The 23,836-nt window shown below is 46.8% G+C and carries 28 protein-coding genes; 14 read left to right on the top strand and 14 right to left on the bottom strand.

The features are described 5' to 3' along the window. Positions 1–113: 113 nt before the first annotated feature. Positions 114–560 carry a hypothetical protein gene (locus tag QRD89_RS05125; protein ID WP_235601453.1) on the top strand — a complete coding sequence of 149 codons (447 nt, stop codon included), beginning with the start codon at positions 114–116 and terminating at the stop codon, positions 558–560. Positions 561–585: 25 nt separating this feature from the next. Here the strand turns inward: QRD89_RS05125 and QRD89_RS05130 are convergent, their stop codons facing one another. After that, positions 586–1,221 (bottom strand): YczE/YyaS/YitT family protein, encoded by a 636-nt coding sequence (locus QRD89_RS05130; protein ID WP_008634660.1) that lies wholly within the window; start codon positions 1,219–1,221, stop codon positions 586–588. 133 nt (positions 1,222–1,354) lie between these two features. On the opposite strand from QRD89_RS05130, the gene QRD89_RS05135 reads away from it, so the two are divergent. Next, positions 1,355–2,104 carry a (S)-benzoin forming benzil reductase gene (locus QRD89_RS05135; RefSeq protein ID WP_286096443.1) on the top strand — a complete coding sequence of 250 codons (750 nt, stop codon included), beginning with the start codon at positions 1,355–1,357 and terminating at the stop codon, positions 2,102–2,104. 37 nt (positions 2,105–2,141) lie between these two features. Here the strand turns inward: QRD89_RS05135 and QRD89_RS05140 are convergent, their stop codons facing one another. From QRD89_RS05140 to QRD89_RS05150, 3 genes are all read right to left on the bottom strand, one after another. Continuing rightward, positions 2,142–3,119: a S66 family peptidase gene (locus tag QRD89_RS05140; RefSeq protein WP_026578317.1), complete on the bottom strand. Its 978-nt coding sequence runs from the start codon at positions 3,117–3,119 to the stop codon at positions 2,142–2,144. Between the two features lie 117 nt (positions 3,120–3,236). Next, a complete protein-coding gene (locus tag QRD89_RS05145) occupies positions 3,237–3,776 on the bottom strand; it encodes a dihydrofolate reductase family protein (protein ID WP_286096444.1) in 540 nt (179 codons plus the stop codon). Positions 3,777–3,870: 94 nt separating this feature from the next. Next, entirely contained in the window at positions 3,871–4,740 is an 870-nt protein-coding gene (locus QRD89_RS05150) for a DMT family transporter (RefSeq protein WP_008634668.1), read from the bottom strand. Between the two features lie 129 nt (positions 4,741–4,869). On the opposite strand from QRD89_RS05150, the gene QRD89_RS05155 reads away from it, so the two are divergent. Both QRD89_RS05155 and QRD89_RS05160 read left to right on the top strand, forming a co-directional pair. Continuing rightward, positions 4,870–5,166 (top strand): hypothetical protein, encoded by a 297-nt coding sequence (locus QRD89_RS05155; RefSeq protein WP_008634674.1) that lies wholly within the window; start codon positions 4,870–4,872, stop codon positions 5,164–5,166. A 24-nt stretch (positions 5,167–5,190) separates the two neighbouring features. Then, on the top strand, positions 5,191–5,757 hold the full coding sequence (locus tag QRD89_RS05160; RefSeq protein ID WP_008634676.1) for a GNAT family N-acetyltransferase: 567 nt from the start codon (positions 5,191–5,193) through the stop codon (positions 5,755–5,757). 29 nt (positions 5,758–5,786) lie between these two features. On the opposite strand, the gene QRD89_RS05165 is transcribed toward QRD89_RS05160, so the two are convergent. Continuing rightward, positions 5,787–7,259 carry a SulP family inorganic anion transporter gene (locus QRD89_RS05165; RefSeq protein ID WP_286096445.1) on the bottom strand — a complete coding sequence of 491 codons (1,473 nt, stop codon included), beginning with the start codon at positions 7,257–7,259 and terminating at the stop codon, positions 5,787–5,789. 241 nt (positions 7,260–7,500) lie between these two features. Here QRD89_RS05165 and QRD89_RS05170 point away from each other — a divergent pair, with 241 nt between their 5' ends. Further along, complete coding sequence (locus QRD89_RS05170) at positions 7,501–7,920, top strand: universal stress protein (protein ID WP_026578319.1); 420 nt, start codon at positions 7,501–7,503, stop codon at positions 7,918–7,920. Between the two features lie 53 nt (positions 7,921–7,973). On the opposite strand, the gene QRD89_RS05175 is transcribed toward QRD89_RS05170, so the two are convergent. From QRD89_RS05175 to QRD89_RS05185, 3 genes are all read right to left on the bottom strand, one after another. Then, on the bottom strand, positions 7,974–9,611 hold the full coding sequence (locus QRD89_RS05175) for a putative ABC transporter permease subunit (RefSeq protein ID WP_286096446.1): 1,638 nt from the start codon (positions 9,609–9,611) through the stop codon (positions 7,974–7,976). Continuing rightward, entirely contained in the window at positions 9,604–10,326 is a 723-nt protein-coding gene (locus QRD89_RS05180) for an ABC transporter ATP-binding protein (RefSeq protein ID WP_008634682.1), read from the bottom strand. Before QRD89_RS05180 ends, QRD89_RS05175 begins: the two co-directional genes overlap by 8 nt. 66 nt (positions 10,327–10,392) lie before the next feature. Then, on the bottom strand, positions 10,393–10,896 hold the full coding sequence (locus QRD89_RS05185) for a GNAT family N-acetyltransferase (protein ID WP_008634692.1): 504 nt from the start codon (positions 10,894–10,896) through the stop codon (positions 10,393–10,395). A gap of 89 nt (positions 10,897–10,985) precedes the next feature. On the opposite strand from QRD89_RS05185, the gene QRD89_RS05190 reads away from it, so the two are divergent. Both QRD89_RS05190 and map read left to right on the top strand, forming a co-directional pair. Continuing rightward, complete coding sequence (locus QRD89_RS05190; protein WP_026578320.1) at positions 10,986–11,540, top strand: sugar O-acetyltransferase; 555 nt, start codon at positions 10,986–10,988, stop codon at positions 11,538–11,540. 87 nt (positions 11,541–11,627) lie between these two features. After that, positions 11,628–12,383, top strand: coding sequence for a type I methionyl aminopeptidase (map, locus tag QRD89_RS05195; protein ID WP_008634701.1), 756 nt, complete (start codon positions 11,628–11,630; stop codon positions 12,381–12,383). Between the two features lie 73 nt (positions 12,384–12,456). On the opposite strand, the gene QRD89_RS05200 is transcribed toward map, so the two are convergent. From QRD89_RS05200 to QRD89_RS05210, 3 genes are all read right to left on the bottom strand, one after another. Then, positions 12,457–12,654 carry a cold-shock protein gene (locus QRD89_RS05200; protein ID WP_008634702.1) on the bottom strand — a complete coding sequence of 66 codons (198 nt, stop codon included), beginning with the start codon at positions 12,652–12,654 and terminating at the stop codon, positions 12,457–12,459. Positions 12,655–12,849: 195 nt separating this feature from the next. Next, positions 12,850–13,701 carry a hypothetical protein gene (locus tag QRD89_RS05205; protein WP_008634703.1) on the bottom strand — a complete coding sequence of 284 codons (852 nt, stop codon included), beginning with the start codon at positions 13,699–13,701 and terminating at the stop codon, positions 12,850–12,852. Positions 13,702–13,721: 20 nt separating this feature from the next. Then, positions 13,722–14,549 (bottom strand): alpha/beta fold hydrolase, encoded by an 828-nt coding sequence (locus tag QRD89_RS05210; RefSeq protein WP_008634704.1) that lies wholly within the window; start codon positions 14,547–14,549, stop codon positions 13,722–13,724. A gap of 95 nt (positions 14,550–14,644) precedes the next feature. Between QRD89_RS05210 and QRD89_RS05215 the strand changes: the two genes are divergently transcribed. After that, complete coding sequence (locus tag QRD89_RS05215) at positions 14,645–15,424, top strand: cobalamin-binding protein (RefSeq protein WP_062512830.1); 780 nt, start codon at positions 14,645–14,647, stop codon at positions 15,422–15,424. 20 nt (positions 15,425–15,444) lie between these two features. Here the strand turns inward: QRD89_RS05215 and QRD89_RS05220 are convergent, their stop codons facing one another. Together QRD89_RS05220 and nhaC are read right to left on the bottom strand one after the other, a co-directional pair. After that, positions 15,445–16,236 (bottom strand): MBL fold metallo-hydrolase, encoded by a 792-nt coding sequence (locus tag QRD89_RS05220; protein WP_193743870.1) that lies wholly within the window; start codon positions 16,234–16,236, stop codon positions 15,445–15,447. A gap of 234 nt (positions 16,237–16,470) precedes the next feature. Beyond that, a complete protein-coding gene (nhaC, locus tag QRD89_RS05225; RefSeq protein WP_008634710.1) occupies positions 16,471–17,871 on the bottom strand; it encodes a Na+/H+ antiporter NhaC in 1,401 nt (466 codons plus the stop codon). A 400-nt stretch (positions 17,872–18,271) separates the two neighbouring features. Between nhaC and QRD89_RS05230 the strand changes: the two genes are divergently transcribed. The 3 genes from QRD89_RS05230 to QRD89_RS05245 all read left to right on the top strand — a co-directional run bounded on the left by QRD89_RS05230 (position 18,272) and on the right by QRD89_RS05245 (position 20,418). After that, on the top strand, positions 18,272–19,012 hold the full coding sequence (locus tag QRD89_RS05230; RefSeq protein WP_286096447.1) for an AzlC family ABC transporter permease: 741 nt from the start codon (positions 18,272–18,274) through the stop codon (positions 19,010–19,012). After that, positions 19,009–19,302, top strand: coding sequence for an AzlD domain-containing protein (locus QRD89_RS05235; protein ID WP_008634714.1), 294 nt, complete (start codon positions 19,009–19,011; stop codon positions 19,300–19,302). Before QRD89_RS05230 ends, QRD89_RS05235 begins: the two co-directional genes overlap by 4 nt. Positions 19,303–19,884: 582 nt before the next feature. Continuing rightward, positions 19,885–20,418: a GNAT family N-acetyltransferase gene (locus QRD89_RS05245; protein WP_008634718.1), complete on the top strand. Its 534-nt coding sequence runs from the start codon at positions 19,885–19,887 to the stop codon at positions 20,416–20,418. 37 nt (positions 20,419–20,455) lie between these two features. On the opposite strand, the gene QRD89_RS05250 is transcribed toward QRD89_RS05245, so the two are convergent. Beyond that, positions 20,456–21,334 (bottom strand): cation diffusion facilitator family transporter, encoded by an 879-nt coding sequence (locus QRD89_RS05250; protein WP_008634720.1) that lies wholly within the window; start codon positions 21,332–21,334, stop codon positions 20,456–20,458. A gap of 309 nt (positions 21,335–21,643) precedes the next feature. Between QRD89_RS05250 and wrbA the strand changes: the two genes are divergently transcribed. From wrbA to QRD89_RS05265, 3 genes are all read left to right on the top strand, one after another. Beyond that, positions 21,644–22,249, top strand: a complete 606-nt coding sequence (gene wrbA / locus QRD89_RS05255; protein WP_286096448.1) for an NAD(P)H:quinone oxidoreductase — start codon at positions 21,644–21,646, stop codon at positions 22,247–22,249. A gap of 382 nt (positions 22,250–22,631) precedes the next feature. Next, positions 22,632–22,874, top strand: coding sequence for an IDEAL domain-containing protein (locus tag QRD89_RS05260; RefSeq protein WP_008634724.1), 243 nt, complete (start codon positions 22,632–22,634; stop codon positions 22,872–22,874). A 126-nt stretch (positions 22,875–23,000) separates the two neighbouring features. Next, positions 23,001–23,780, top strand: a complete 780-nt coding sequence (locus tag QRD89_RS05265; RefSeq protein WP_286096449.1) for a M15 family metallopeptidase — start codon at positions 23,001–23,003, stop codon at positions 23,778–23,780. The last annotated feature ends 56 nt before the right edge of the window (positions 23,781–23,836 follow it).

Raw genomic sequence — 23,836 nt, forward strand, 5'->3', positions numbered from 1 at the left:
AAGTGGAACCCGCCCGGCATGAACCGGGCGGGTTTTTCGTGTGCGCTGGTTTCACGGGGCTCCCTTTCTTTTTCTATGGTATGCTATAATGCTTAATGAAATCTTCGGAGGGAGTGAGCGATTTGGCAGACGTCAAAATCGAAATGACGAAAGAACAATATGAAACGCTTGTGGAAGCGGTATTTCTTGGAACATGGATGGTTAACTCAACGAAGATGGAACTGGACGAAGCGTTTGAAGATGTTCGGGAACTTGTTCTATCTAAATATAAAGAAGCCGGATTAGAAGACCGTATCGTTTATCAGGATGCCATGGATATACATGACCTCGATGTGGATTATGAGTCTAAGCTGCTTGATACGCATGTGGAGGATTATGATGAATTCAGTTTCTGGGACAAGCTTGTGGAGAAGCTTACTGAAAAGGAATGGACAGAGAAGTATGGACCGATGGAAGGTTCTATGAATGAAGAGCAAATGATGAAGCGTCTGGAGATCGAGGAGAAGATCGGGCAGAAGCTTGAAGAAACTGGAGTAACGAAGCTTTCTTTTGATAAGTAACGGACAAAAAGCGTGAGGCAAGGCGTCACGCTTTTTGTTTCTCTTTTTTATTTGATTTCGTCCACATGCCCGCAACGGGTCGTGCGAGCGGGAAGGACCATTGAATAAACGGCCCGAGCAGGATGGCAACAAGTAATGTTCCGATACCGACCGGCGCTCCTAACAGGAAGCCGATCAAAGCCATTCCCGATTCGGTAAATATCCGGACGGTACTCTTTGATTGATTGGTCCTTTCATTCATAATCATCATGAAGTGATCGAGGGGGATTCTTGGGAATGGTGTACGCAGATAAAAAGCGATTCCGACAGCGGTGGCGATCAAACCGAGCGAGAAGGTCCCCCATTGGCTCCACCATGCTTCCAATTCAACGTCGGCAAGCATCCCGTAAAGAAAGATATCGAGCGTGCGGCCGCGTATAATGATTGGAATCAGCGATTCATATTGCGGCCGCTTTTTCTCCAGTTTGGCATTAATGAGAAGTAGTATGATGAATGCCGCAATCATGACGCTCCCGACAGTCACAGGCAGGTGCATCGATAAACCTACTGCGATACTGTCCCCGGGACCGACACCAAGACCCGAACGGATAATCAATGCCAGGCCGAGACTGGAAACGATCAGCCCTGCTGCATAGATGATAAACAATAAAAAGTATTTCATGGTCGTCTCCTTTGGCAAGATTCAAATGGACTGCGTATATCATATCGCTACCGGTGGGGGATGTAAAGCGATGCTGTATGGAGTGGTTTCGTCCTATAACGGGAACAGAAAAAAGAAAAGGAGGAGAAGATGAATGAACTATGCAATTATTACCGGTGCTTCACGTGGTCTCGGAGAAGCGATAGCCGAGCAGTTGATGGATCAACAGGTATCTATACTTTCCTTATCTCGAACTTCTAATGAAGCGTTGAAACAGAGAGCAAAGGAGAAAGGGGTCTCTTTTTACCACGTTGCCTGTGATTTAAGTGAAGCAGAAGATACAGAAAGAGCGGTGGCGCGTGCATCCGAAATTGTCTTCCGACCGGATACGGATTACATCTACCTTGTAAATAATGCCGGTGTCGTAGAACCCATCGAGACGGTAGGTCAGTTGGACCCTGATTCGGTTTCCAAGCATATTCGAATAAACGTAACGGCACCGATGGTCCTCACTAATCATTTTTTGAAGGAAGCTAACAGCCGCAGCATACAGATGGGAATCATCAATATTACTTCCGGAGCGGCAGAGAAAACGATTCATGGTTGGAGTGTGTACAGCAGTTCGAAAGCAGCACTGAATAAGTTTACAGAGACACTGGCACTTGAGCAGAAAGATCGTACGCATACCATTATTTCCTTTAGTCCAGGCGTCATGGATACGGAGATGCAGGGCGATATCCGCTCATCATCCAAGGATGCTTTTGCTGATGTAGAAAAATTTAAAAAGCTGAAGGAAGAAGGCGGGCTGAGGTCACCGGAAGAGGTGGCCGCTGTCCTGATGAAACTGCTTGGGGATAAAAGTATAGAAAATGGTAAAGTATATCGGCTTTACGATTTAATTTAAAACGAAATCCGCCCTTTGGAGGGCGGATTTCGTTTTATTAATGCTTTAGAATTTCAATGCACGGGCTCTCATTGGAAGTGGAGATCCGTACACGTCCGCCGATTGGGAAGGTGAACATAGGCGTCGTATGACCGAAGCTTGCTCCGGCAATAATCGGTATGTGGTCGAGTTCCCGTTTGGAGCGGATGATGGCTGTAAGCTGTTCGTCTGTGATGTCTGAAACTTCCTGAAACTTTCCGAATACGATCCCCTGCACTTTATCAAAACCTGGTTGATGGAGCAGGGACTGCAAATCCCGATCGAATGTCCCTGCGTTCGTGAGTTTGTCATCTTCCAGAAATAAAACCGTGCCTTCCAGTGACGGCATATACTCTGTTCCTTGGAGGAGGTTGAGCGTGCAGAGATTTCCCCCCAGGGATATCCCTTCTGCTTCGCCTTCATTCAGAACGATACAGCCCGGATTCGGATGAAACGTTCTGTCTTCCTGATTTATGTACCATAAATCATCGCTCCAATGATCAGCAGGTGTGATGCTGATGGGTTTATCTGATGTCATCATATCAATGAAATGCTTGAAGGTGTATGCCGTCCCGCTTTTCATTCCGAACGTTGAAAAGTGGGGACCATTGTAGGTGACAAGACCTGTCTGTTTATAAATACTGCTGGAAAGAGCCGTAATATCAGAGTATCCGCAAAAAATCTTCGGATTTCTACCGATCAACTCATAATCGATGTAGCGGAGCAGCTGATTGCTGTCATAACCGCCGAGAGTCGTCCACACTGCTTTCACTGCCGGGTCGAGAAACGCTTCGTGCAAGTCCGATATGCGATGTTCAATAGGGTTCGAGTGCAGAGATCTGTGCTCATCTGCATAAGTGCTGAAGGTCACGATAAATCCTGCGTCGGTCATCCGTTGTACAGCTAACTGCTTTTGATCCTCCGCTACAATAGCCAGCGATTCGGCAGGGGAAATCACACGTATTTCATCCCCTTGCTTCAATTTTTCAGGAAACATAGTCCAAGCCCTCTCTTTCTTTTGAAATTACTCAACTATATCAAATAGGGAAGAAAGAGTCTAGATAAATTTGGAAAATGGATCGAATAGAAGAGTGCAGCCGTAAAGAAGATGCGCCTACTTCTCCGTGGCAGTATTTCTGCGCGCATAGGTGACAAGCAGCATACCATCAGGATAGTGCTTCACGTCTTTGGTCATCAACTCTTCTTCGTGCTCATTATGGAGAAACAGTCGAATGCCTCTGCCAATTAACGTCGGCTGGATGGCTATTTGGAATTCGTCGATCAAGCCTGCACCAATGAAGTGGTGAATCAACTGGGCGCCACCGACCACCCATATGTTGCGGTCCTGCTCCTTCGACATAATTTGAATGAAAGGAACAATCTGCTCTGGTTCTAAATACGTCGCAAAATGATCATGACCTTGTCTGTGATCGCTGACCACATAAACATCCTTTGACTTGTAAGGGAACTCATCCGTCAATTCGAAAATATGGTCATACGTTTTCCGACCGAGAATGATGGTATCGATCGTTTGGAGAAACGCTTCATATCCGTAATCTTCATCGGTATCACTCCAGAGCCAGTCAATGCTCCCGTCCTCTCTTGCAATATATCCATCCAACGACTGGGCGATGTAAAGGATCACTTTTCCCATATCAGGTCCTCCTTCTTAATCGTACTTCAGACTAATCATAAAGAAAAAAGTGGCGAAAGAAAAGAAGCGCCCATTCACATGGACGCTTTCTTCTTCAGGCTTGTTCTGTTTTCTTTGCTTCTTTATTATTACGCAGGAACATGTACAGAGAAGCACCGAAGATGACGACATAGCCGATCACACTCAGAATATCAGGTATTTGTCCGAAGAGCAGAATGCTGATAAGGGCCGAGTACACCACTGTTGAATAGAAGAAAATAGAGATTTCTCTTGCTGGTGCGAACTTGTAAGCAATAGTCAGTCCGAACTGTCCGAGGGTAGCAAATAACCCGGCAGAGAGCAGGTAAACCCATTGTTTAACCGTCATCGGCTCATAGAACGCGATGGTAAACGGCAGAAGAATGACGGTGGTGAAGAAAGAGAAATAGAAAACGATCGTGTAGAATTTTTCTCTGTCTCCAAGCACACGAAGCAGCGTATAGGCACCTGCCGCAAATACTGCCGACAGCACCCCGGAGACATAGGGAATGAACTCTACCGAAAACTGTGGCTTAATAATAAACAAGGTTCCTACGAATGCGATAATAACAGCAATGATCTGATAAAGACGAGCTTTCTCTTTCAAGAAAATCGCTGAAAAAATGATCAGAAGAAAGGGACTCAATTTATTAAGCATGTCCGCATCCGAAAGGACCAGATGATCGATCGCATAAAAGTAAAGAACGATACCGATTGCTCCTAAGGTGGATCGGGAAAGCAGAAGCACCTGGTTCTCCTTCTTGCCAAAGAGCCGCTCTTTATTGTAAAGAACGAAACCGAATGCGATGACGGCAGAAACCAGATTACGGAATAATGTCTTTTGAACGGTGGGCACATCTCCTGACAGCTTGACAAATGCAGCCATCATGGAAAAGCCGAATGCTGATATCAATAATAGGATGATTCCTTTGTTTCGATTACTCATGATGGGTGACCTCCTGTTGTTCTTAGGATATACAAAAAAACACCTTTTCCATCCTAATACAAATTTCCTGCGAAGAAAAGGGAGAACACTCAAGCCCTGTTCTTTAGAAAAGAATGAGGTATACTAAAAGTGAATAAGGAAAGGACGGTTCTTATGATTTGTTCCCATCCGGTTTATTGGAAAGAGCGGAAGATCGAGAATAACAGACAAGTTTATATAGAGCATGAAGCGGTGCTCGAGCTGTTCGAAGACAGAGTCCAGGCTCCTGATGAACAATTCACCATGGATCAAATTCACGATGTTTCCTATAGAGGATTGTCGGAGACGTATGGTTTCTTCTATTTACACACGATTAAGGGTGTGCGGACGTTTATCGTCAAAGAGACGCCCCTGCACTGGATCGAGGCATTCCGGACGTGCAGGTGACACGAGTGATAGGAAGGGATATATGTGCGATCGGTAATAGAGAGTAAACGAATATATTTCAGAGAAGTGGAAGAGGGGGACTGGCCGGCCTTCTACCCGTTTGCTTCCAATGAAGAAGCGGTTCGCTATCAGCCGTGGGGGCCTAATACTCCGGAGGACTGCCAGTTTTTCGTCCGCCAGGTAATGTATGACCGGCAGCAAAGGCATCGCAGTCGCTTCGTTTTCGTTATTGTGAGCAGGCAGGATGGTGCGATTCTCGGTAATATGGAATTGAATATAAGGGACTGGGATGGTGTCGGGGAAATAGGGTTCATCATTAATCCTGATTATTGGGGAAAAGGGTACGCCACGGAGGCCGTACACCTTATCTTGGATTATAGTTTCGGTCTATGCGGTTTGCATCGAATTGCAGCGGTTTCCTGTCCGGAAAATAAGGCATCCATCCGAGTTCTGGAAAAAGCGAAGATGGTTAGAGAAGGCCTCTTGAGGAAGGATCTTTTTATTAAGGGGAAATGGATGGATTCTTGTGTTTACAGTATGTTAAAGGAAGAGTGGGAACAAGGAAAAAGAAGCGCAGAGCCTGCGAATTAGGCTTCCTGCGCTTCTTTGTTTACTTATGATTAATGATTAGACGCCGATGCGCCGGGTTTGTCGTACACAGCAAGGCGTTCTACGAGTTTGGAACTGTCCTTGTTAAGTCCAACAACGGAAACGTCTTTTTCATGTTCTCTGAATTTGATGACAAGCTTGTCAACGGCTCCGACTGCGGAATCATCCCACAGGTGGGCGTTTGTAAAGTCTATTTCTACGTGATCCGCATCGACGGTGTAGTTGAATTGCTTAATTAAGTTCTCGGTAGAAGCAAAGAACACCTGTCCGCTGACACGGTACACGATTTTCTGTGCCCCCTCATCCAAGGAACGTTCGACATGTACTTTAGATATTTTAGCAGCGAAGAAAATCGCGCTCAAAAGTACACCCGCAAGGACACCGCGTGATAAATCGTGCGTCATGACGACAGTACCGACTGTAATGACCATCACGGCTGTATCGGTAATCGGTGCCTTATGAAATTTAGTTAAGGAAGACCAGTCGAAGGTTCCGACCGAAACCATGATCATAACACCTACGAGCACAGCCATCGGTATTTGTACAAGCAGATCGTTAAATACGATGATCAGCAGCATCATGAAGATGCCGGCAACTAAAGTAGACAATCGTCCACGTCCGCCGGAAGAGACGTTGATGACAGATTGGCCAATCATCGCACAACCGGCCATACCACCGAAAAGGCCGGAGACAACGTTAGCGACCCCTTGGCCGCGAGCTTCTTTGTTCTTATCGCTTTCCGTGTCTGTCATATCGTCAACGATTTGAGCAGTAAGCAGGGACTCTAGCAACCCGACGAAGGCTAAAGCCAGGGAAATCGGAAAGATGATCTGTAATGTCTCAAACGTCAACGGAATGTCAGGCAGTAGGAAAACGGGGAGGGTACTGGACAATTCCCCCATGTCTCCTACCGTTTTAAGTCCTGTCCCTGTTGTAATGGCGATGATTGTCATCACGATGATGGCAACGAGCGGGGACGGCACAGCTTTTGTGAACCTGGGCAGAATATAGATGATAGCCAGTGAACCTGCAACCATCGCATACATCGCCAACCCTGCTCCTTCAAAGTGAACGAGCTGAGAGGAGAAAATAAGGATGGCCAGTGCATTCACAAATCCGACCATGACGGAGCGCGGAATAAAGCGCATGAACCGGCCGATTTTCAGAACACCAAGCAGAAACTGCAGGATACCTGTCAGAATTGTGGCGGCAAGCAGATACTCGAGTCCGTAATCTTTGACCAGAGTAACCATCAAAACAGCCATCGCACCTGTAGCAGCGGATATCATCCCGGGACGTCCGCCGATGAATGCGATGACGACAGCGATACAGAAGGAAGCGTACAAACCTACCATGGGGTCGACTCCAGCTATGATAGAGAATGCGATTGCCTCAGGGATGAGCGCCATAGCGACGACCAAGCCTGAGAGCACATCGTTTTTTACGTTTCCAAACCATTGTTGTTTAATTGTAAGAGTGTTCAATCGTGCACCTCTTTCCTTGTTATTTGAACTGTCCATGACAGTCCTTCATTCCGGCAAGAACGATGAGATTATAACACTTATTCCAGATGAAACATAATGCGGTGTAAGCGTGAAAATCCTGTTCATGCGCTTATATTCTTATCTTTACTCTTTTATTCTCTGTTTTTCGCAATTCGGTTAGTGGAGTGAATATAGGTGGAAACAATCATGGTAGAATAAGGATAAGAAGGGGGGAGGAACCATGTTCGCGAAGATATTAGTTGCTGCTGACGGATCCAAGCACTCGTTCCGGGCTGCAGAAAAAGCGGGGGAGCTTGCAGCAATGCAGGAAGATGCGGAGGTGACCGTTCTTTACGTAGTGGATAAAGAGAAAGCGAAGTCGGATGTGTTAAATGCTGGTGACAAGGAGACAATCGATCAAAGGAGAAAGGAAAGGCTTCAACCTGTGGAAGCTATTTATAAGGAAAAAGAGGTCCCTTTTCAAACGGTCATCTGTCATGGGGACCCTGGTCCGACTATCGTAACCTACGCTAACACGGAAGCCTTCGACCTCCTTGTTATCGGGAGCCGGGGATTGAATACTGTGCAGGAAATGGTGCTGGGAAGTGTGAGCCATAAAGTAGCGAAGCGTGCCGACTGCCCTGTCATGATCGTCAAATGAAGAGAAAGGCTGTTTCAGTAATAAAAGGCATGGGGAGTCCCCATGCCTTTTGATCAGCTGATTTTATGATACTTCTCTCTGACCATTTTATTTAATAGGAGATGGCCGAGGGTGATTAAGAGTAATAGGAAAGCAAATACGATTCCGGTAGTCATCCAAAGTCCTTCCAGGCTGCTGTGCCACAGGAAGAAGATGAACAATCCGAATAGGACTGCTTCGACAGCGAGAGGTACAATCGTAATGAACCGTCCCTTGAATACTTCCCGTTCATCTGTCCAATTCAATTTCGGACTGTACAGGTCGATCAGCATTCCCCCGATGCCGGCAAGCCAGCTCATAGCCAGGGAAAGAAGGAACCAGATCCCCCAGATAAGCAGTGGAACTTTGAGTACGATCAGCGCCCCGGCACTGATAATGACCAACGTGAGCAGGTTCATCGTAAAGGAAGTCCACAGCTTACTGAAGATGACAAGCTTTGGCTGGATGGGTAAGTATAAATGATTAAACCAGCTCTTCCCGTCCCGGGAGATAGAAGAAAAGGAAGCTGGATTAACTCCAAGAGCAATGACAGCTACACCAAATGTCCCCAGTATGGCTTTTTTACCGGGAATATCAGCTAACTGTTGGCCGAAGCCGGCCATCGGACCATTCATATCCATTAGAAGGATGACGATCAAAAACACAGGAAAGAACAGGCTCTGCACGAAAATCTGTGTAAAGAACGTCGGTGTCCGAAAGATGACCCGCATCTCTTTCTGCCATAAACGAAGAAGAAGTGGACGTCTTTGCAGGCTTTTATCAAAATCTTCGGATTGGAAAGTGCTGCGTCTTCCGCCGGATAGTCCAAGCACCCCGCGGAAGTAAAGTTTCTGACCTATGGAAGCGAATAGAATAACAGCGGCGATCGCCAAGGCAATCATCAGCAGCAGGTAAAGGATCCCTCCCACACTGGCAGGTTCTGTAAGGGCGATACTGCTGAAATAAGCAGTCGGAACGAATTTCGTTACCATTTCCAGAAGGCCGTTCTGCTCAAGGAGCAGAGCAGCTATGTCGCTGTTTGTCCCACCATCCATACGGATAAGGACATTGATACCGATAGCAAATACAAAACCAAGCATTCCGACGATGATTTTCGTGCGGTCTTTGTTCTTAGAAATATTAGCGAAACGCATGATGAACATGACCAGTATCGACGTCACGACGAACGGAATGATCGGTGTAATCACCCACATGATGATGGAAAAAAAGTAATAAAGCACGCCGGCTCCGCTGTTCAACCCGTAAAAGATTAACGAAGGCAGCAGCAAAGCTGTATTTAATAAGTATAAAGAAAGAAAAGGGACAGCCGATTTCCCAAACAGGATTTGATATGGCTGTAAAGGAAGAGGAATAAAGGATTCAACGTCTTCCGCAAAATAAAATGAACTCAGAACCGTCCCAATGCTTAAGAAAAAGAACAAAATCGTCATCAACACAAATAAAAGTCCGAGAATAAGATTTTCCATACCGAGCGGCTCAAAGGCGGTGTACATATTGCCTATGATACCGTTGAGAAAATAAAGGATCATTAATCCGAAGGGGATGAGTGCAATAACGAGAAAACCGTAGCCCAGCTTTTCACTATTGCTCTTCCCCTGCATGGAGAGCTGCATTTTCAACATGGCTTTCGTCAGGATCCACGCTTTATTCATTTTCCGTCAACTCCAGGAACAGCCTTTCCAGGTTGTCATCTTCTTTGAACTGCTGCCGCATTTCCGTCATATTGCCTTGGAACTGGACATGGCCGTTATGTATAATAGCTACCTCATCACAAAGCTGCTCCACCACTTCTAAGACGTGTGTCGAGAAGAAGACGATCTTCCCTCTGGCGGCATGGTCACGCATCAGCTCTTTCAATGTATAAGCGGACTTTGGATCGAGTCCTGTCAAAGGTTCATCCAGAATCCACACATCCGGGTCGTGCAGCAGCACGCCGGTGACGACTATTTTCTGCTTCATCCCATGAGAGTAGGTTTGAATATGGTCATTCAGTGCATCATAAATACCAAAGCTTTTTGTAAGTTCATCGATTCTCCGGCGTCGTAAATCCTCTGGAACCTCGAAAATATCGGCAATGAAGTTTAAGTATTCGATTCCTTTCAGGCGGAGAAATATATCAGAGCGGTCCGGAACATATCCGAAGAGGCGCTTCGCTTTCATTGGATCTTTTGATATATCAACCCCGTTCAGGGTAATGCTCCCATCATCGATCGGAAGAATACCTGTCATCATTTTAATAGTCGTCGATTTGCCGGCGCCGTTTGGTCCTAAAAATCCGAAGATCTTCCCGTCAGGAATGGAGAGGTCCAGTTCCCGGACCGCCTGTTTGCCGGCGAAGCTCTTGGATATCCGGTTGATTTCTATCATATTTATCTACTCCTTTTATCAACAAGTTCTCACTACATGTACGGTCGAGGGCCGGGAAACGTTTCATTATGTAAGGAAGCACTCCATATGCTCTTCATCAAGGTACCGTTTCTCCAGTTTGACCGCATGTTTCTCCGTACCGTATGTCTTGAATCCAACCTTGGCGTAAAGTCTTTTTGCTGCTTTGTTTTCTGTGACGACGGAAAGGTGAAGCAGTTCGATGCGGATGGCTTTGGCGAATTGCATCACTTCGTTCATCAGCATTTCCCCACCGCCCGATCCGCGGATGGAAGGTGTGACATACATGGCTACGATATTTGCTTTATGTAAGTACTTTGGATGCGTTTCTTTGACAAGGGTGACAACTCCGGACAGTTTTCCGTCTGAGAAAAGTCCGAATGTCCTGGAAAGATCGTTGTCCAGTCTATCTGCCGTTGTTGGAATAGGGTCCGGTCGCTGTTTCTCCTGGGCGTATGTGGTGAGGAAAGCGTCCGGATTTGTCAGCAGTGCTTCGAGTCGGAGTTCATAATAGTCCGCTGCATCTTTCCCGTTCAGTTCTCTAACTTGCATCGAATTCCCCCTTAGTAGTGGTTCCTAGACTAGCGGAAAACTATGGTAAAGTAAAGAAAGAAATGGAAACCTATGACGGAGGTGCGAGAATGACGGAAAAAGAAAAGATGTTAGCTGGAGAATTATACGAATCGTGGGATGATCAACTCGTTGTGGAGCGGTCGCGGGCGAGACAGCTCACCTACGCGTTGAACCATACGAAAGAGTCTGAATCCCATTATAGGAATCAATTGCTGCACGACCTTTTCGGATCCATTGAAGGAGAAATGAGCCTGGAGCCGCCGTTCCATTGTGATTACGGCTCCAACATCCACGTCGGGGATGGTTTCTTTGCAAATTTTGGATGTATCTTTCTGGATGTATGCGCGATTACAATTGGAAAAAGGGTACTGCTTGGCCCGCAGGTGCAGATTTATACCGCTACCCACCCGATGGACAGAAAAACAAGAGCAAGCGGGCTGGAATCGGGGAAGCCGGTCACCATTGGAGATGATGTATGGATTGGTGGTAATGCCGTCATCTGTCCCGGGGTTACAATCGGTGATAATGTCATAATTGGTGCCGGCGCTGTCGTAACGAAAGACGTCCCTTCCGATGTTTTCATTGGAGGAAACCCTGCGTCCATCATTAAAGAAGTGGAATAAGGGCTATGGGTGGTCGTTCTTTCATTTTTTCGTTATCATACTATATGGTGAACACATACGTAAGAAGATAGAAAGGGTTGAACCTAAATGATTAAACGTAAGAGTCGGAGAGAAATTGAGAAGATGCACGAAGCTGGTAAACTGCTGGCAAGTGTACATGAACGTCTACGCAGCTTCATCAAGCCGGGCGTAACGACGATGGAAATTGAACAATTCGTAGAGAAATATTTGGCGGAACACGGAGCGACAGGGGAACAGAAAGGGTACCAAGGGTATGAATTCACAACATGTGCTTCCATTAATGATGAAATCTGCCATGGATTCCCTCGCACCGAGAAATTAAATGCCGGCGATATCGTAACGATTGATATGGTCGTCAACTTGAACGGCTACCTTGCTGACTCCGCCTGGACGCACGCGGTTGGAGAAATCAGTGAGGATGCCCGTAAGCTGATGGATGTAACGAAAACGTCCCTTTATAAAGGGATTGAGCAGGCAGTGCCGGGTAACCGCATTGGAGATATCGGTCATGCCATTCAAAGTTACGCGGAAGGAGAAGGGTATTCTGTCGTCCGTGACTTTACTGGACACGGCATTGGTGAATCCATTCACGAAGACCCATATATCCCTCACTTCGGGGCTGCCGGTAAAGGGGCACGTTTGAAAGATGGTATGGTCATTACGATTGAACCGATGATCAATATCGGTGGATGGGCAAGCCAGATGGATGAAAACAACTGGACAGCACGCACCGTAGACGGATCCTTGTCTGCTCAGTACGAGCATACCATTGCGATTACGAAAGATGGTCCAATCATCTTAACAGAGCAAAGCGAAGAATAAAGAAAAAGCCCGGCAATGGATGCCGGGCTTTTTCGTATAAAAAAACTCCCCGGAAAGGGGAGTTTATACGTCCTTATTTTTGAACGTTAGCTGCTTGTGGTCCACGCTGACCTTCTTCGATTTCGAAAGTTACAACTTGACCTTCTTCAAGAGTTTTGAAACCTTCTTCTTGAATTGCAGAGAAGTGTACGAAGACGTCGTCTTGACCTTCTACTTCAATAAATCCGAAACCTTTTTCTGCGTTAAACCATTTTACTGTACCTTCAACCATGTACAATTACCTCCTGCGTGGAACATCCACATTGTATTACTATTCTTGCTCTCTTCAATTCCATCAAGACGACATCTTTCAAAACATCTTCTCTTGCATGAATCTGATTGAACAACGAATAATTAACATCAGTATAACAGATGGCCCAATTGAATGAAAGCCCTATCTCGAAGAAAGTTGCCATTAATTTGGATGTTATTCCTGGGGCTGTTTTGTGTACGCTTTATTCAGCAGAGCGAAGAGGCTTTTCTCTACAATCGCATCCACATCCCCCTTAGGAATCCTGACTAATTCCGGCAGAGAATATCCCTGTTCGAGAAGGTGGGAAACAACGAGCCATCCGGTGTAATTGGCCTCTTTTTCGTAACCGGATGCGCCTGTACCTTTTGTAAAGGAATAGAGTGCTTCATAATCCGTCCGATGGAGGTGTGGAAGAATGTTGATCATCACCCGGTTAGGTTCACGGGTACATCCCTCCTGATCCCACGTGAAGCAGGGGTCAAATCTGCTGTCGTCCTCGAGAAGAGCCTGAGTCGTATGGAGAGCGACCCCTTCCTGGAATAGGAGCTGTCCAAGCGTCCTGGTGAAGCTCGGGGCAAGACCCGAACGGCTGCAGTGTACGACTCGGGCCAGTTCCTGAATCAACCGGGATTCACTCGCTTCCAGCTCAACCGGGAAGCAGAGGGTATAAGTATCTTCTTCTTTAACGATGAAAGGGTCCGTTTCAAAGGTGCCTACGAAGAACAGCACGGTCAAAGATATCGGTTCTGTGTACCGCATTGTTTGTTTTATATAATCGAAACGATCGTTCAAGTCCACCGGGTCCATTTCAAAATACTTGATACGTTCGTAGGCGAGAGGGTACTGTCCCCACCCATATTCAAGCATTTCTTTAGCGAGCTGGTCATTCTGGTATCCCGGAGGTGTGTGGGGAAAAGCGTAATGTTCCTTCCAAAGGCTTAAGCGTTCATGCGGAGGTGTTTTGGATGCCAAATCATAAAACGTTAAGAAACGATCCAACATTTGTTCACACTTGACAGCAGTCATGATGATCTCCTCCCAATGGATTATGGTTTATTTAAGAATTCCAATCGTTTATTCCACACTTCTTGAGCATCACTGCCGATCCAAATCAAATGACTGTCCGAGTCGACTTCAAATATTTCACAATCACGGACGTTTGACTTCAATAGAACGGCATGGGCATAGGGGACGGAGCGGTCATAGTGGGAATACATCCCAAGTACCGGTACTTCCAGACGATCCATCACCGGGACCTGATGTCTCAAATCTGTCCGAAATCCTTTGCCGGAACGGGAAGTGGCAATCATGTCATAAATGAAGCGACGGTCGTTTGTAGACAACTCCCGGACGATATGATCGGCATCTTTCGTTGTTAACTCTGCCAGCATCTGTTTGATGACGAGGTCCGGAAATAGGGTAAGCATCGTCTTCAAACTTTTCCAAAATACTTTCTCAGCCGGGCCGAATAACACTTGTGCCCGCCGTCTTACTTTTTCTTCCCAAGGCATGGTCATTGCCGCTTCCATGATCAGCTTGGACACACGATCAGGGTGATGCAGTGCCAGGGCGATGCCGGTAGGACCTGCGGCTGATACAGCAATGACATGGACCTTCTCCAAACGTAAATGATTGAGAACTTCAATGATCGTATCGGCGAAAGCGTCAGGCGTGCGTCCTGTGGATATATCCGTTCCATCGTATCCTGGACGGGAAATCGTAAGCAGGGAATAGCCTTCATAGACAAGGCTGCCGTGGGAAAGGTCGGTTTCCCTGGTGCAGTGCCCGCCTTTCAGAAGCAGCACAACGGGGCCGACTCCTTTATATGTATATTCAACGACTCCTTTGGACGTATCGAGTAATGCTGTCGTCATGAAATCAGCCCTTTCTTTCATTTTCCATAAATTAAATATAAGCTATAATGAAGGAAATTGAAACATCAGATGATTCTGAAAAAAGAGGTGGGAACATGAGAATTGTGTCGATTTCTCCTAGCAATACTGAGATTGTCGCGTATTTGAATCAGACACATCTGTTGGTTGGTGTCGACAATTATTCTGATTACCCGGTGGAAGTAAAGAAGCTTCCAAAACTTGGCCCGGATTTGTCCATAGATATGGATAAAGTGGCTTCTTTGAAGCCTGACCTCGTCCTTGCGTCGTTATCCGTTCCGGGAATGGAGAAAAATATCGAAGCATTGGAAGACCGGGGCTTGCCCTACATTATATTGAAGGCGGACAGTCTTTATGAGATCGGCGAGGAAATCAGGAAAGTAGGCACAGCTCTTGGAGTAAAGCGGGAAGGAGAAGCAAAAGCATCGGCATTTCTCGCAGAAATTGATTCCTATCGACAGAAAAACAGGGAGAGTGGGGTTCGTCCTTCTCTTTACTGGGAGTGGTGGCCCAAACCGGTGTTCAGTCCTGGAGGAAAGAACTGGTTGACGGAAATAAGCGAGCTGGCTGGTGCTGTCAATATTTTTGCTGACAAGGATATCGCTAATTATAAGACCGATTGGGAAGAAGTGAAGAGGAGAGATCCCGATCATATCTGCATGGTCTGGGTCGGCGTTGCGGAGGATAAGATGAATCCCGATCTACTAAAGAAAAGACCAGGATGGAACGGGCTTAAGGCGTTAAAATACGAGAGGATTCACGTCTTGGAGGAATCGTTGTTCTGTCGTCCTGGTCCACGTCTGCTGGCTGGACTTAGACAGCTTGATACTTTACTAAATGAAAAAAGAGACGGATGAATTTCCGTCTCTTCGCCGGGCTAATGGATGTTTCGCTTATGCTTCGGCACCGCGAGCTCTTTGAAGTTTTTTGCGAGCTCCTCCAATTGGGTCGTCAGGAGCTCTCCTTCCATTGGAAGCCCATGACCGGTAATCGCTACTCCAGGGTTCAGTGCAGCCAATGCCTTGACGGATTTTTCCGCATCGTCCCAGTTATGAGTGAAATAGGCAGGTGGCCCATGGACGTGTTGATGTTGAATGAACACAGCCATACTTGACTCCTGTTGAACCGTGATAAAGGCGTCGCCTGCGATCAGCGTCCTGTCCTGCTTTCTGAACAAGGAGACGTGTCCCGGTGTATGTCCCGGGGTGTGAACGATACGCCAATCCTCTAAAAAAGGAAGTGTTCCATCTTCCGGAAGCGGGTGAACGTATTTGCTCAGATCGACCGGATCTGTTGGGAAGAACGGGGACAACAGCGAGAAGAGCCCGCCTCCAACTGTAGCATCTCCAACCGGATAATCCCGTTTGCCTGTTACATAATCCATCTCCAACGGGTGAATATATATGGGTACTTCCCAATGGTGTGCGAGCTTCTTCGCAGATCCGACATGGTCGAAGTGACCGTGAGTGAGGAGAATCGCCCGCGGGGGATTGTCCTGTCCAAACCTTTTTTCTGCCGCTTCAATAATCCGTTTGCTGTAATGAGCTATGCCGCAATCGATCAATACCCAGTCCTTGGTGTCCTTGTTTCCTATAAATACCACATTTGCAATCAGTGTTCTATAAAATGCAAGGTCCGGAAGAACTTCCTCTGCCTCTGCATGCCCCATATGCCAATCGTCATTCGAATGTTCTCCATGCTCGAACGTTTCCAATCGCTTCACCTCTTTCTTTTCCTTTCTTTATTTTGAGTGGTTCGCTCCTGCTTTATTCAAGAAGAGGGGATGCGGAAACAGGAAATGGTAATAAGGCTTCCGATCTGCGTTAAAGGTATGGCTTTTCCTGTCAATATTTCTTCTGAAAGCTGAAAAAAAGAGCGCAGAGTGCGCTCTTTTTACCTTTGTTCAATTCACTTTTCGATATGTTTCTTCTGCTTTCGGTGTCAGAGTCCTTCCCGTCAATCCGAAAAGGATCGTGAGTATCGGACAGAGGATACAGAAGAAGGCGAAAGGTAGGTAATCCAGCACCGAAACCCCGAGAACGTCGGCAAGGAAGACACCGCACACGCTCCACGGAACGAGCGGATTGATTACTGTACCGGCATCTTCCAGTGTCCGGGAGAGGTTCTTCTTCGCAAGACCTGCTTTCTCATACACGCTTTGGTATGCTTCTCCTGTCAGGAGAATGGAAAGGTATTGCTCTCCGATAGCAACATTGATCCCGATGGCTGTGAGTGCTGTCGAAACGGTCGCTGCCCGTGCGGACTTCAAAGTGCTCTGAACGCTGGAGAGAACGGCTGGTATCACTCCTGTAACAAAGAATAATCCTCCTAATGCGAGTGCCAGAATGACGAGAGAAACGGTGAAGAGCATTCCGTTCATCCCGCCACGGGTTAGCAACTGGTCGATGACTTCGTTTCCAGTCGTTCCCTGAAAACCTCCAAACCAAGTACTCCATAATGCCTGCCAGTCAAGGATTCCCCGTAAACCTGCGATGACAGTGGCAGTCATACTGCTGATGGCGAGAGATAAGAACGCCGGTCTTTTGGTCATCGTCATGATAACTAAGACAAGAAGAGGAATCCAAGACGTCCAATGCATTAATCCGGTGTCCACAAGACCGATACGAAATTCATCCAGTGCTTCTGTATTCGTCGATGCATCAGGAGACAGAAATATGAAAAGCACGAAAGTCAGAATGGAAGCCGGAATAGTCGTCCAGGCCATATTTTTGATATGATCGAATAAGTCGACCTTTACGACGGTAGAGGCTAGGTTGGTTGTATCTGACAATGGTGACATTTTATCTCCGAAGAAAGCACCGGAGACGATTGCTCCCGCTGTCATGGGTAAGGAAACATCTGCGGACTGTGCTACACCCATAAAGGCGACACCGACAGTTGCTGCGGTTGTAAAAGAACTCCCCAGGGCGACGCCTACGATGGCTGTGACCGCAAAGATGATGGCCAGGAACCAAGGACCTCCGGCCAGCAGGAAGCCTGTATTCATAAGTACGGGAATGGTACCGCTCGCCATCCAGCTGGAAATAAGTATTCCGATGACGAAGAATAACAGAACGGCTCCCATTCCCGTCTGAGCACCTTCGACCATACCGTGCTGCAATTGCTTAAACGACATCTTCTTTAAGAGACCGTAACCGATCATGATGAAGATGCCGATCAGAATCGGTACATGGGGAGTTGCCTGCAGACCTATAATGAAATAACTGATGACTCCCACTGTGATCAAAAGCATAATAATGGATTCTATGATGCCGGGCAGTGATTTGGGCTGTAAATGTAACATATCCTATTCCTCCTGTTCTTTTCTGCATACAAAAAAGCCTCGTCCTGGATCAGGGACGAAGCTTTACTCCGCGGTACCACCCTTGTTGGTAAGATAACTTACCCGCTCATTTGGTGTATCATCTGCAGCGAACCCTGTAATTCAAAGTTGGAAGGGCCCGGATTTCCACCATTTCATCCGGTCTCTGACTGCTGCTCTTTCCACTTCTACTTCGGAGTTCCTGATACGTATATATTCTTTTTCGCTTGAACGCTTTTGTGCAATGAAGTAAGTAAATACATAATATGAAAAACAAGGCTCCATGTCAATGGTTTTTTATGCTAGTCTATTTTCTTTGATCTTGATATTCTGTATATTGTAAATATTGTGAAGTTCTTAGTCGATCAGGAGGGGTTGCTAGATGGGAGCATCACTAATTGGAATGCCTGTTCCTGCGACACGTTTACATATGGTAAGGAACGGGATTGTTGCAGGTATGCCGATCATGCTCGGTTATCTCCCTGTAGCCTTGACCTATGGCGTACTGGCAGGGAGGTCGGGGATGACTATGGTGGAATTGACCTTAATGAGCGTATTGGTGTTCGCCGGAGCTGCGCAATTCCTGGCTGTAGGTATGGTGGCTTCGGGAACCGGAATCATCGAAATCATCCTTGCTACATTCGTTCTTAATTTTCGTCATTTTATCATGAGCTTTTCTTTTGTCAATCGTTTAAAAGGGATTGCCGTTAAAGCCAAGCTTCCGATGGCGCTTGGACTTACGGATGAAACGTTTGCTATGTCTTCCTTATATAAGGATCCTGCCGACGAGCGGCATGGAGCGTATTTCTATGCGTCTCTTATTTTGACTGCTTATGTTTCCTGGGTTGCGGGTTCTTTCTTCGGAGGAGTGCTCGGGGATGTCATGCCGGAACGTCTGAGTGACAGCATGGGAATTGCGTTATATGCGATGTTTATCGGACTATTAATTCCATCTTTAAAAGGGAGTGTTCGAGTCGCATCCATAGCAGGAGCGGCTATGCTCATTAATTTTATTTGTCAATCCTTTGAGATGAGTGAAGGATGGTCGATTGTTCTCGGTACGGTACTCGGCGGTTTCCTCGGGATATGGATGCCGGATGAAGAAGGGGGAGAAGGTAAGTGATCGTTTGGATGATTATCGGAATGGCCGTTGTTACAGCCATCCCTCGCATTGCTCCGGTCTGGATTGCCGGGTTCGTCAGCTTTCCTCCTTGGGTGGATCGGTGGTTAAATGCCGTTCCTTATGCCGCGTTAGGAGCGTTAATCTTTCCTGGTATTCTGCGTGTAAAGCCGGATGCCCCGCAGGTCGGTATCATTGCGGGTCTTGCGGCCGTTTTGTTAGCCTGGCTGAAAGTACCCGTCATAGGAGTGGTTCTTGGTGCGGTCATCGTGGTGTTCCTCCTGACGTTGTAGGCACACCTCTGGTTGGGGTGCATATCGTATAAGGATAATTCGCGGAAGGGATTTGATCGTTATGTACCGACAACAATGGTTTCCTTTCGGGCCGCCGGGACGACCGCCCGGCCCTTCAGGCCCCCCTGGACCTCCAGGGCTCCCACCCGGGCCTCCAGGACCGCCGTTTGGAGGTGGAAGTGGTGCAGGACAGCTGCCGCCCCCTCCGCCCCCTCCTCCGCCGGAACCGCAGCAAAATCAGTTCCAGTCTCCTGCCCCCCTTGCTGTGGATCCGCAGTCTCTGTTTGGCTGCATGTACCGGAATACGTGGATTCGCTTAGAGAATGGCAGCTCTTTCTGGTTTTATCCGACGTTCATCGGGAGGACGTCGGTCGCGGGATACAGATGGCAGCGCCGCCGGCAGCAATGGGTTTATACCGGTTTCGACACCCGGTTAATAGCAAGCTTCCAGTGTAGATAAGGGAGAAAGGATGATGCCCTCAGGTATCATCCTTTTTTATTGACGGCCGCAACGGGAAGAAGACTGCTATTTACAAGGCATTCTGATACAATAGAAGCATCTTAAGTGAAGGGACGAGTACCATGCCTGAAGTAAGAACGGCCCGTTTTGAAGATGCAGCCACTATAGCAGAAATACATGTGAAAAGCTGGAAATCCACGTATGAGGATCTAATAGCAGAGAAGGACTTAAGCAATACGACGGTCGAACATCGAATCGCGTTATGGGAAACCGTCCTGAAAAAGCCGGTGAACGGTCAAATTGCCTATGTCATTGAGAACGATGATCACGAGCCCGTAGGATTTGTTTCCGGGGGGAAAGAGCGGACGAAAAACTACGGGTATGATGGAGAAATATATGCGATTTATTTATTGGAAGAATACCACGGAAAAGGATACGGAAAGCAGCTGCTGAAAGCATTTACGGAAGGAATGCTGGAAGCCGGATATCAATCGCTGCTCGTATGGGTGCTGACCAATAACCCGTCCAGCCGTTTTTATATTAAATATGGCGCCGACCCGGTGGAAGCGGAAAAGGTGACCATCGGACAAGGAACATACGAGGAGACTGCGTATGGATGGCGTAACCTTTTAGATCTTTTAGGAAAATTAAACTGAAGAAAAGCCCCTGCTGGAATTCCAGCAGGGGCTTTTGTTAATCCTCTTCTTTTTCGTAGGGCTCGATGTGAATGTGGGCATAAGTAATGTTGTTCTCTTTCTCCAGGTGGTCTTCGATTTCATCTGTAATATCATGCCCCTGTTGAATGGTGATGTTGGGATCGACGTGAATGATCGCATCGACCAGTGTTTTGTTTCCTTGAAGACGCGCTTTCACATCCTTTACCGCCCACACTTCCGGATGAGAAGCAATGGCTTCACGTATGTGCTCCAAGTCCCCTTCATCGTATCCGTCGGTAAGGGTATGGGTGGAGTCCTTGAAAATATCCCAAGCGGTTTTGCATATGATGAGGCCTACGATAAGACCTGCCAGAGGGTCCAGCCAAAAGACTCCGAACTGGGCGCCGAATATCCCGATAGCTGCGCCGATACTGACAAGGGCGTCGGAGCGGTTATCCTGTGCTGCGGCATAGACGGCACTGCTGTTGACCGACTTAGCAAGGTTTAAATTATAGCGGTAAACGCCATACATAATGACAGCGGCGACAAGAGCGGTCCAGGCGGTCAGCATCTGCGGCTGCGTTGATTTCTGTTCCAGGATGTCCTGAACGGTACCGATAATTACTTCCAGACCGACGGTCATCATGATAAACGCTGCAATCAGGGAAGCGATTGTCTCTGCGCGGAAGTGGCCGTAGTGATGATCAGCATCAGGCGGCTTCCTGGAAATTTTCAGCCCCACCAGTACAGCGATAGAGGCGATTACATCGGTTGTATTATTCAATCCGTCGGCTCGAAGCGCTTCGGAATCACCGATGGAAGCAATCGTCAGTTTGGCGATGGAGAGGATGACGTAGGCAATGATACTTACCCAAGCTCCACGCTCACCTTTCTTCAAATTATCGTAATCATTCATTCTTCAACCCCCGATGTATTCGGATAAAAGCAAGATATAGCTTACCAGATACATTTTCGTTGAGTCTAGAGAAAAAATGCTTTCCACAGGCATCTTGCTTGGCTGAGGTAAGGATAGTTGCCTTTGTTCAAAAACTCAATGGTGTTTAGTATGTGGAATCTTTTTGATAATAAATATATCTGATAATTAAATCTATTTGTTTCCATTTAGAGGCAATCGGGTATAGAAGGCAGTGTATTGTACGAAGAATATGACAGATAGTAGGAGAGTAACGATTTTACCTTTAACTTAAAAAAAGGAGTGATCTGTATGTCTCAAGTCAAACTGGCAATCATTTATTACAGTTCGACAGGAACGAACTATAAGATGGCGAAGTGGGCGGAAGAGGAAGCGAAGAAAACAGGAGCAGAGGTGAAGCTTCTTCGCGTCCCGGAGCTTGCACCGATGGAGGCCATTGAGCAGAACCCTGCCTGGAAAGAACATTACTTACAGACGAAGGATGAAGTGGAAGAAGCGAAGGTGGATGACATGGACTGGGCTGATGCCATTTTGTTCAGTGTTCCCACCCGTTTCGGTAACGTACCGGCACAGTTTAAGCAGTATATGGATATGGCGGGTGGACTTTGGTTCCAAGGGAAGCTCGTCGACAAAGTGGTCAGCGCCATGACCTCTGCGCAAAACCCTCATGGAGGACAGGAATCGACACTCCTGAATCTCTACACGACTATGTTTCACTGGGGGGCACTCATTGCTGCGCCCGGATATACGGATGATGCAATATTTGCTTCCGGTGGAAATCCCTACGGTACAAGCGTCAGCGTCGATGCGGATGGCAATATGAAAGAAGATATTGAACCGGCCGTTCGTCATCAGGTCCGACGCACACTCGATGTCGCCGGTAAAATTAACAGGTAAGGGAGAAAGCAGCTTCTTAAGAAGCTGCTTTTTTTATGTCGGAAAACCCTCAGCAATGCAGAATACAATCTCCTTCATCGACGTTGGAACGATTCCACCTGCCGGCCCGGCTCCTTCTCCTGGATACATGACTGCTTCAAAAAGCGCGTCTATTTTTATTTCAGACGTGTATAGAATCGGATACGAATTCCAATTGGTTCTTAATTACCATTTTTTGTTTTAGAGGTAAGGTGGGAATCTTGGAATCAGCCCTCTATTAATGCGTTTTTGCAGGTTTATAAATTTTTAAAATGGGAATCATATAACTAAATATTCAGAAAACTTGTTGCGTTTGCTTGATAAATCCTGCATAATGAAAAAAAGCATGAAGGGGGTATTCAAAATGAGAAAGCAAAAGATCATTTACGTTATCCGTCGGGACCCCGAATACAAAGGGAAAGAGATTACGGCAAAGAGAGAATTGTCCTATGGTATTCAACTTGCCTCACGTCTGCTTTTAGATCACTTAAGTTATCAATTCAATAAAGAACGCCTGGACGAGCAGATAAACCGGGCCATTGATAACCATGACCGCGAAGAATTCGAGCGCTTGAGTAAACAATATCAACCCTTCACATGGGAATAAATGATAAAGCCACTGGGACATGCAGTGGCTTTTTTTAATGGAAAAGAGAAGGGTTTCCCATATGCAACATCTTCCTCTGAGTGTTATAGTAGACTATATGAATACAGATATAGGAAGGTAATAACATTGAAAAAAGCACTGGCAATAACTATGATCAGCCTGTCGCTGACTGCGTGTTCCATCAACAATCAAACGACAGAGCAGAAGGACGAAACCGTTCCGGCTTCGGCGGAACAGAAGCAACAGACATCCGAACAGAAACAGTCTCAGGAAACGAAGCAGGAGCAGTCCGAAGATATAGCCTTGGAGGATGGGACAGTACAGGTTGGTGAGCCGGAGAGCATCACCGCTGTGGTCAACAAGGAAAGAAAGCTGCCCGGTGATTATGTACCGAATGATCTGACCGTTCCAGACGTCCCGTTCTATTTTGAAGAATTCCAGGAGAAGAAGCAGCTGCGTGAACCTGCGGCACGGGCTCTGGAGGATCTGATTGCTGCTGCAGAGACAGATGGGATGAACATCGTCGCTGCCTCCGGTTATCGCTCGTATGACCGTCAGACGGAAATTTACGATCGCAATGTGGAGATATACGGAAAAGAGGAGACCGATACCTTTTCCGCCGAACCTGGTACAAGTGAGCACCAGACAGGGCTTGCCATGGACGTGACGTCCGCTCAAATGGCATTCAAGCTCGATCAATCATTCGGGGAGACACCGGAAGGAAAGTGGCTCGCTGAGCATGCTCACGAATATGGATTCATTATCCGATATACAGAAGGAAAAGAAGACATAACAGGTTATACGTATGAGCCGTGGCACCTGAGGTATGTAGGGACGGAATACTCTACGGAAGTCCATGAAGAATCCAAGTCATTGGAAGAATTTTTCGGTTTTTATAAGGAATGAGTAAAAAAAAGAACTCCCTTTCCAATGAACGGGAGTTCTTTTTTTTCAAGAAGTGA

This window comes from Halobacillus sp. ACCC02827 (assembly GCF_030291935.1).
Classification (GTDB): domain Bacteria; phylum Bacillota; class Bacilli; order Bacillales; family Halobacillaceae; genus Halobacillus.

What these genes read in the sequence shown, in the direction of transcription:
- QRD89_RS05130 (WP_008634660.1), bottom strand. Translation starts at nt 1,221, where the DNA reads ATGAAATACTTTTTATTGTTTATCATCTATGCAGCAGGGCTGATCGTT.
- QRD89_RS05135 (WP_286096443.1), top strand. Translation starts at nt 1,355, where the DNA reads ATGAACTATGCAATTATTACCGGTGCTTCACGTGGTCTCGGAGAAGCG.
- QRD89_RS05140 (WP_026578317.1), bottom strand. Translation starts at nt 3,119, where the DNA reads ATGTTTCCTGAAAAATTGAAGCAAGGGGATGAAATACGTGTGATTTCC.
- QRD89_RS05145 (WP_286096444.1), bottom strand. Translation starts at nt 3,776, where the DNA reads ATGGGAAAAGTGATCCTTTACATCGCCCAGTCGTTGGATGGATATATT.
- QRD89_RS05150 (WP_008634668.1), bottom strand. Translation starts at nt 4,740, where the DNA reads ATGAGTAATCGAAACAAAGGAATCATCCTATTATTGATATCAGCATTC.
- QRD89_RS05170 (WP_026578319.1), top strand. Translation starts at nt 7,501, where the DNA reads ATGTTCGCGAAGATATTAGTTGCTGCTGACGGATCCAAGCACTCGTTC.
- QRD89_RS05175 (WP_286096446.1), bottom strand. Translation starts at nt 9,611, where the DNA reads ATGAATAAAGCGTGGATCCTGACGAAAGCCATGTTGAAAATGCAGCTC.
- QRD89_RS05180 (WP_008634682.1), bottom strand. Translation starts at nt 10,326, where the DNA reads ATGATAGAAATCAACCGGATATCCAAGAGCTTCGCCGGCAAACAGGCG.
- QRD89_RS05185 (WP_008634692.1), bottom strand. Translation starts at nt 10,896, where the DNA reads ATGCAAGTTAGAGAACTGAACGGGAAAGATGCAGCGGACTATTATGAA.
- QRD89_RS05190 (WP_026578320.1), top strand. Translation starts at nt 10,986, where the DNA reads ATGACGGAAAAAGAAAAGATGTTAGCTGGAGAATTATACGAATCGTGG.
- map (WP_008634701.1), top strand. Translation starts at nt 11,628, where the DNA reads ATGATTAAACGTAAGAGTCGGAGAGAAATTGAGAAGATGCACGAAGCT.
- QRD89_RS05200 (WP_008634702.1), bottom strand. Translation starts at nt 12,654, where the DNA reads ATGGTTGAAGGTACAGTAAAATGGTTTAACGCAGAAAAAGGTTTCGGA.
- QRD89_RS05205 (WP_008634703.1), bottom strand. Translation starts at nt 13,701, where the DNA reads ATGACTGCTGTCAAGTGTGAACAAATGTTGGATCGTTTCTTAACGTTT.
- QRD89_RS05210 (WP_008634704.1), bottom strand. Translation starts at nt 14,549, where the DNA reads ATGACGACAGCATTACTCGATACGTCCAAAGGAGTCGTTGAATATACA.
- QRD89_RS05215 (WP_062512830.1), top strand. Translation starts at nt 14,645, where the DNA reads ATGAGAATTGTGTCGATTTCTCCTAGCAATACTGAGATTGTCGCGTAT.
- QRD89_RS05220 (WP_193743870.1), bottom strand. Translation starts at nt 16,236, where the DNA reads ATGGGGCATGCAGAGGCAGAGGAAGTTCTTCCGGACCTTGCATTTTAT.
- nhaC (WP_008634710.1), bottom strand. Translation starts at nt 17,871, where the DNA reads ATGTTACATTTACAGCCCAAATCACTGCCCGGCATCATAGAATCCATT.
- QRD89_RS05230 (WP_286096447.1), top strand. Translation starts at nt 18,272, where the DNA reads ATGGGAGCATCACTAATTGGAATGCCTGTTCCTGCGACACGTTTACAT.
- QRD89_RS05245 (WP_008634718.1), top strand. Translation starts at nt 19,885, where the DNA reads ATGCCTGAAGTAAGAACGGCCCGTTTTGAAGATGCAGCCACTATAGCA.
- QRD89_RS05250 (WP_008634720.1), bottom strand. Translation starts at nt 21,334, where the DNA reads ATGAATGATTACGATAATTTGAAGAAAGGTGAGCGTGGAGCTTGGGTA.
- wrbA (WP_286096448.1), top strand. Translation starts at nt 21,644, where the DNA reads ATGTCTCAAGTCAAACTGGCAATCATTTATTACAGTTCGACAGGAACG.
- QRD89_RS05260 (WP_008634724.1), top strand. Translation starts at nt 22,632, where the DNA reads ATGAGAAAGCAAAAGATCATTTACGTTATCCGTCGGGACCCCGAATAC.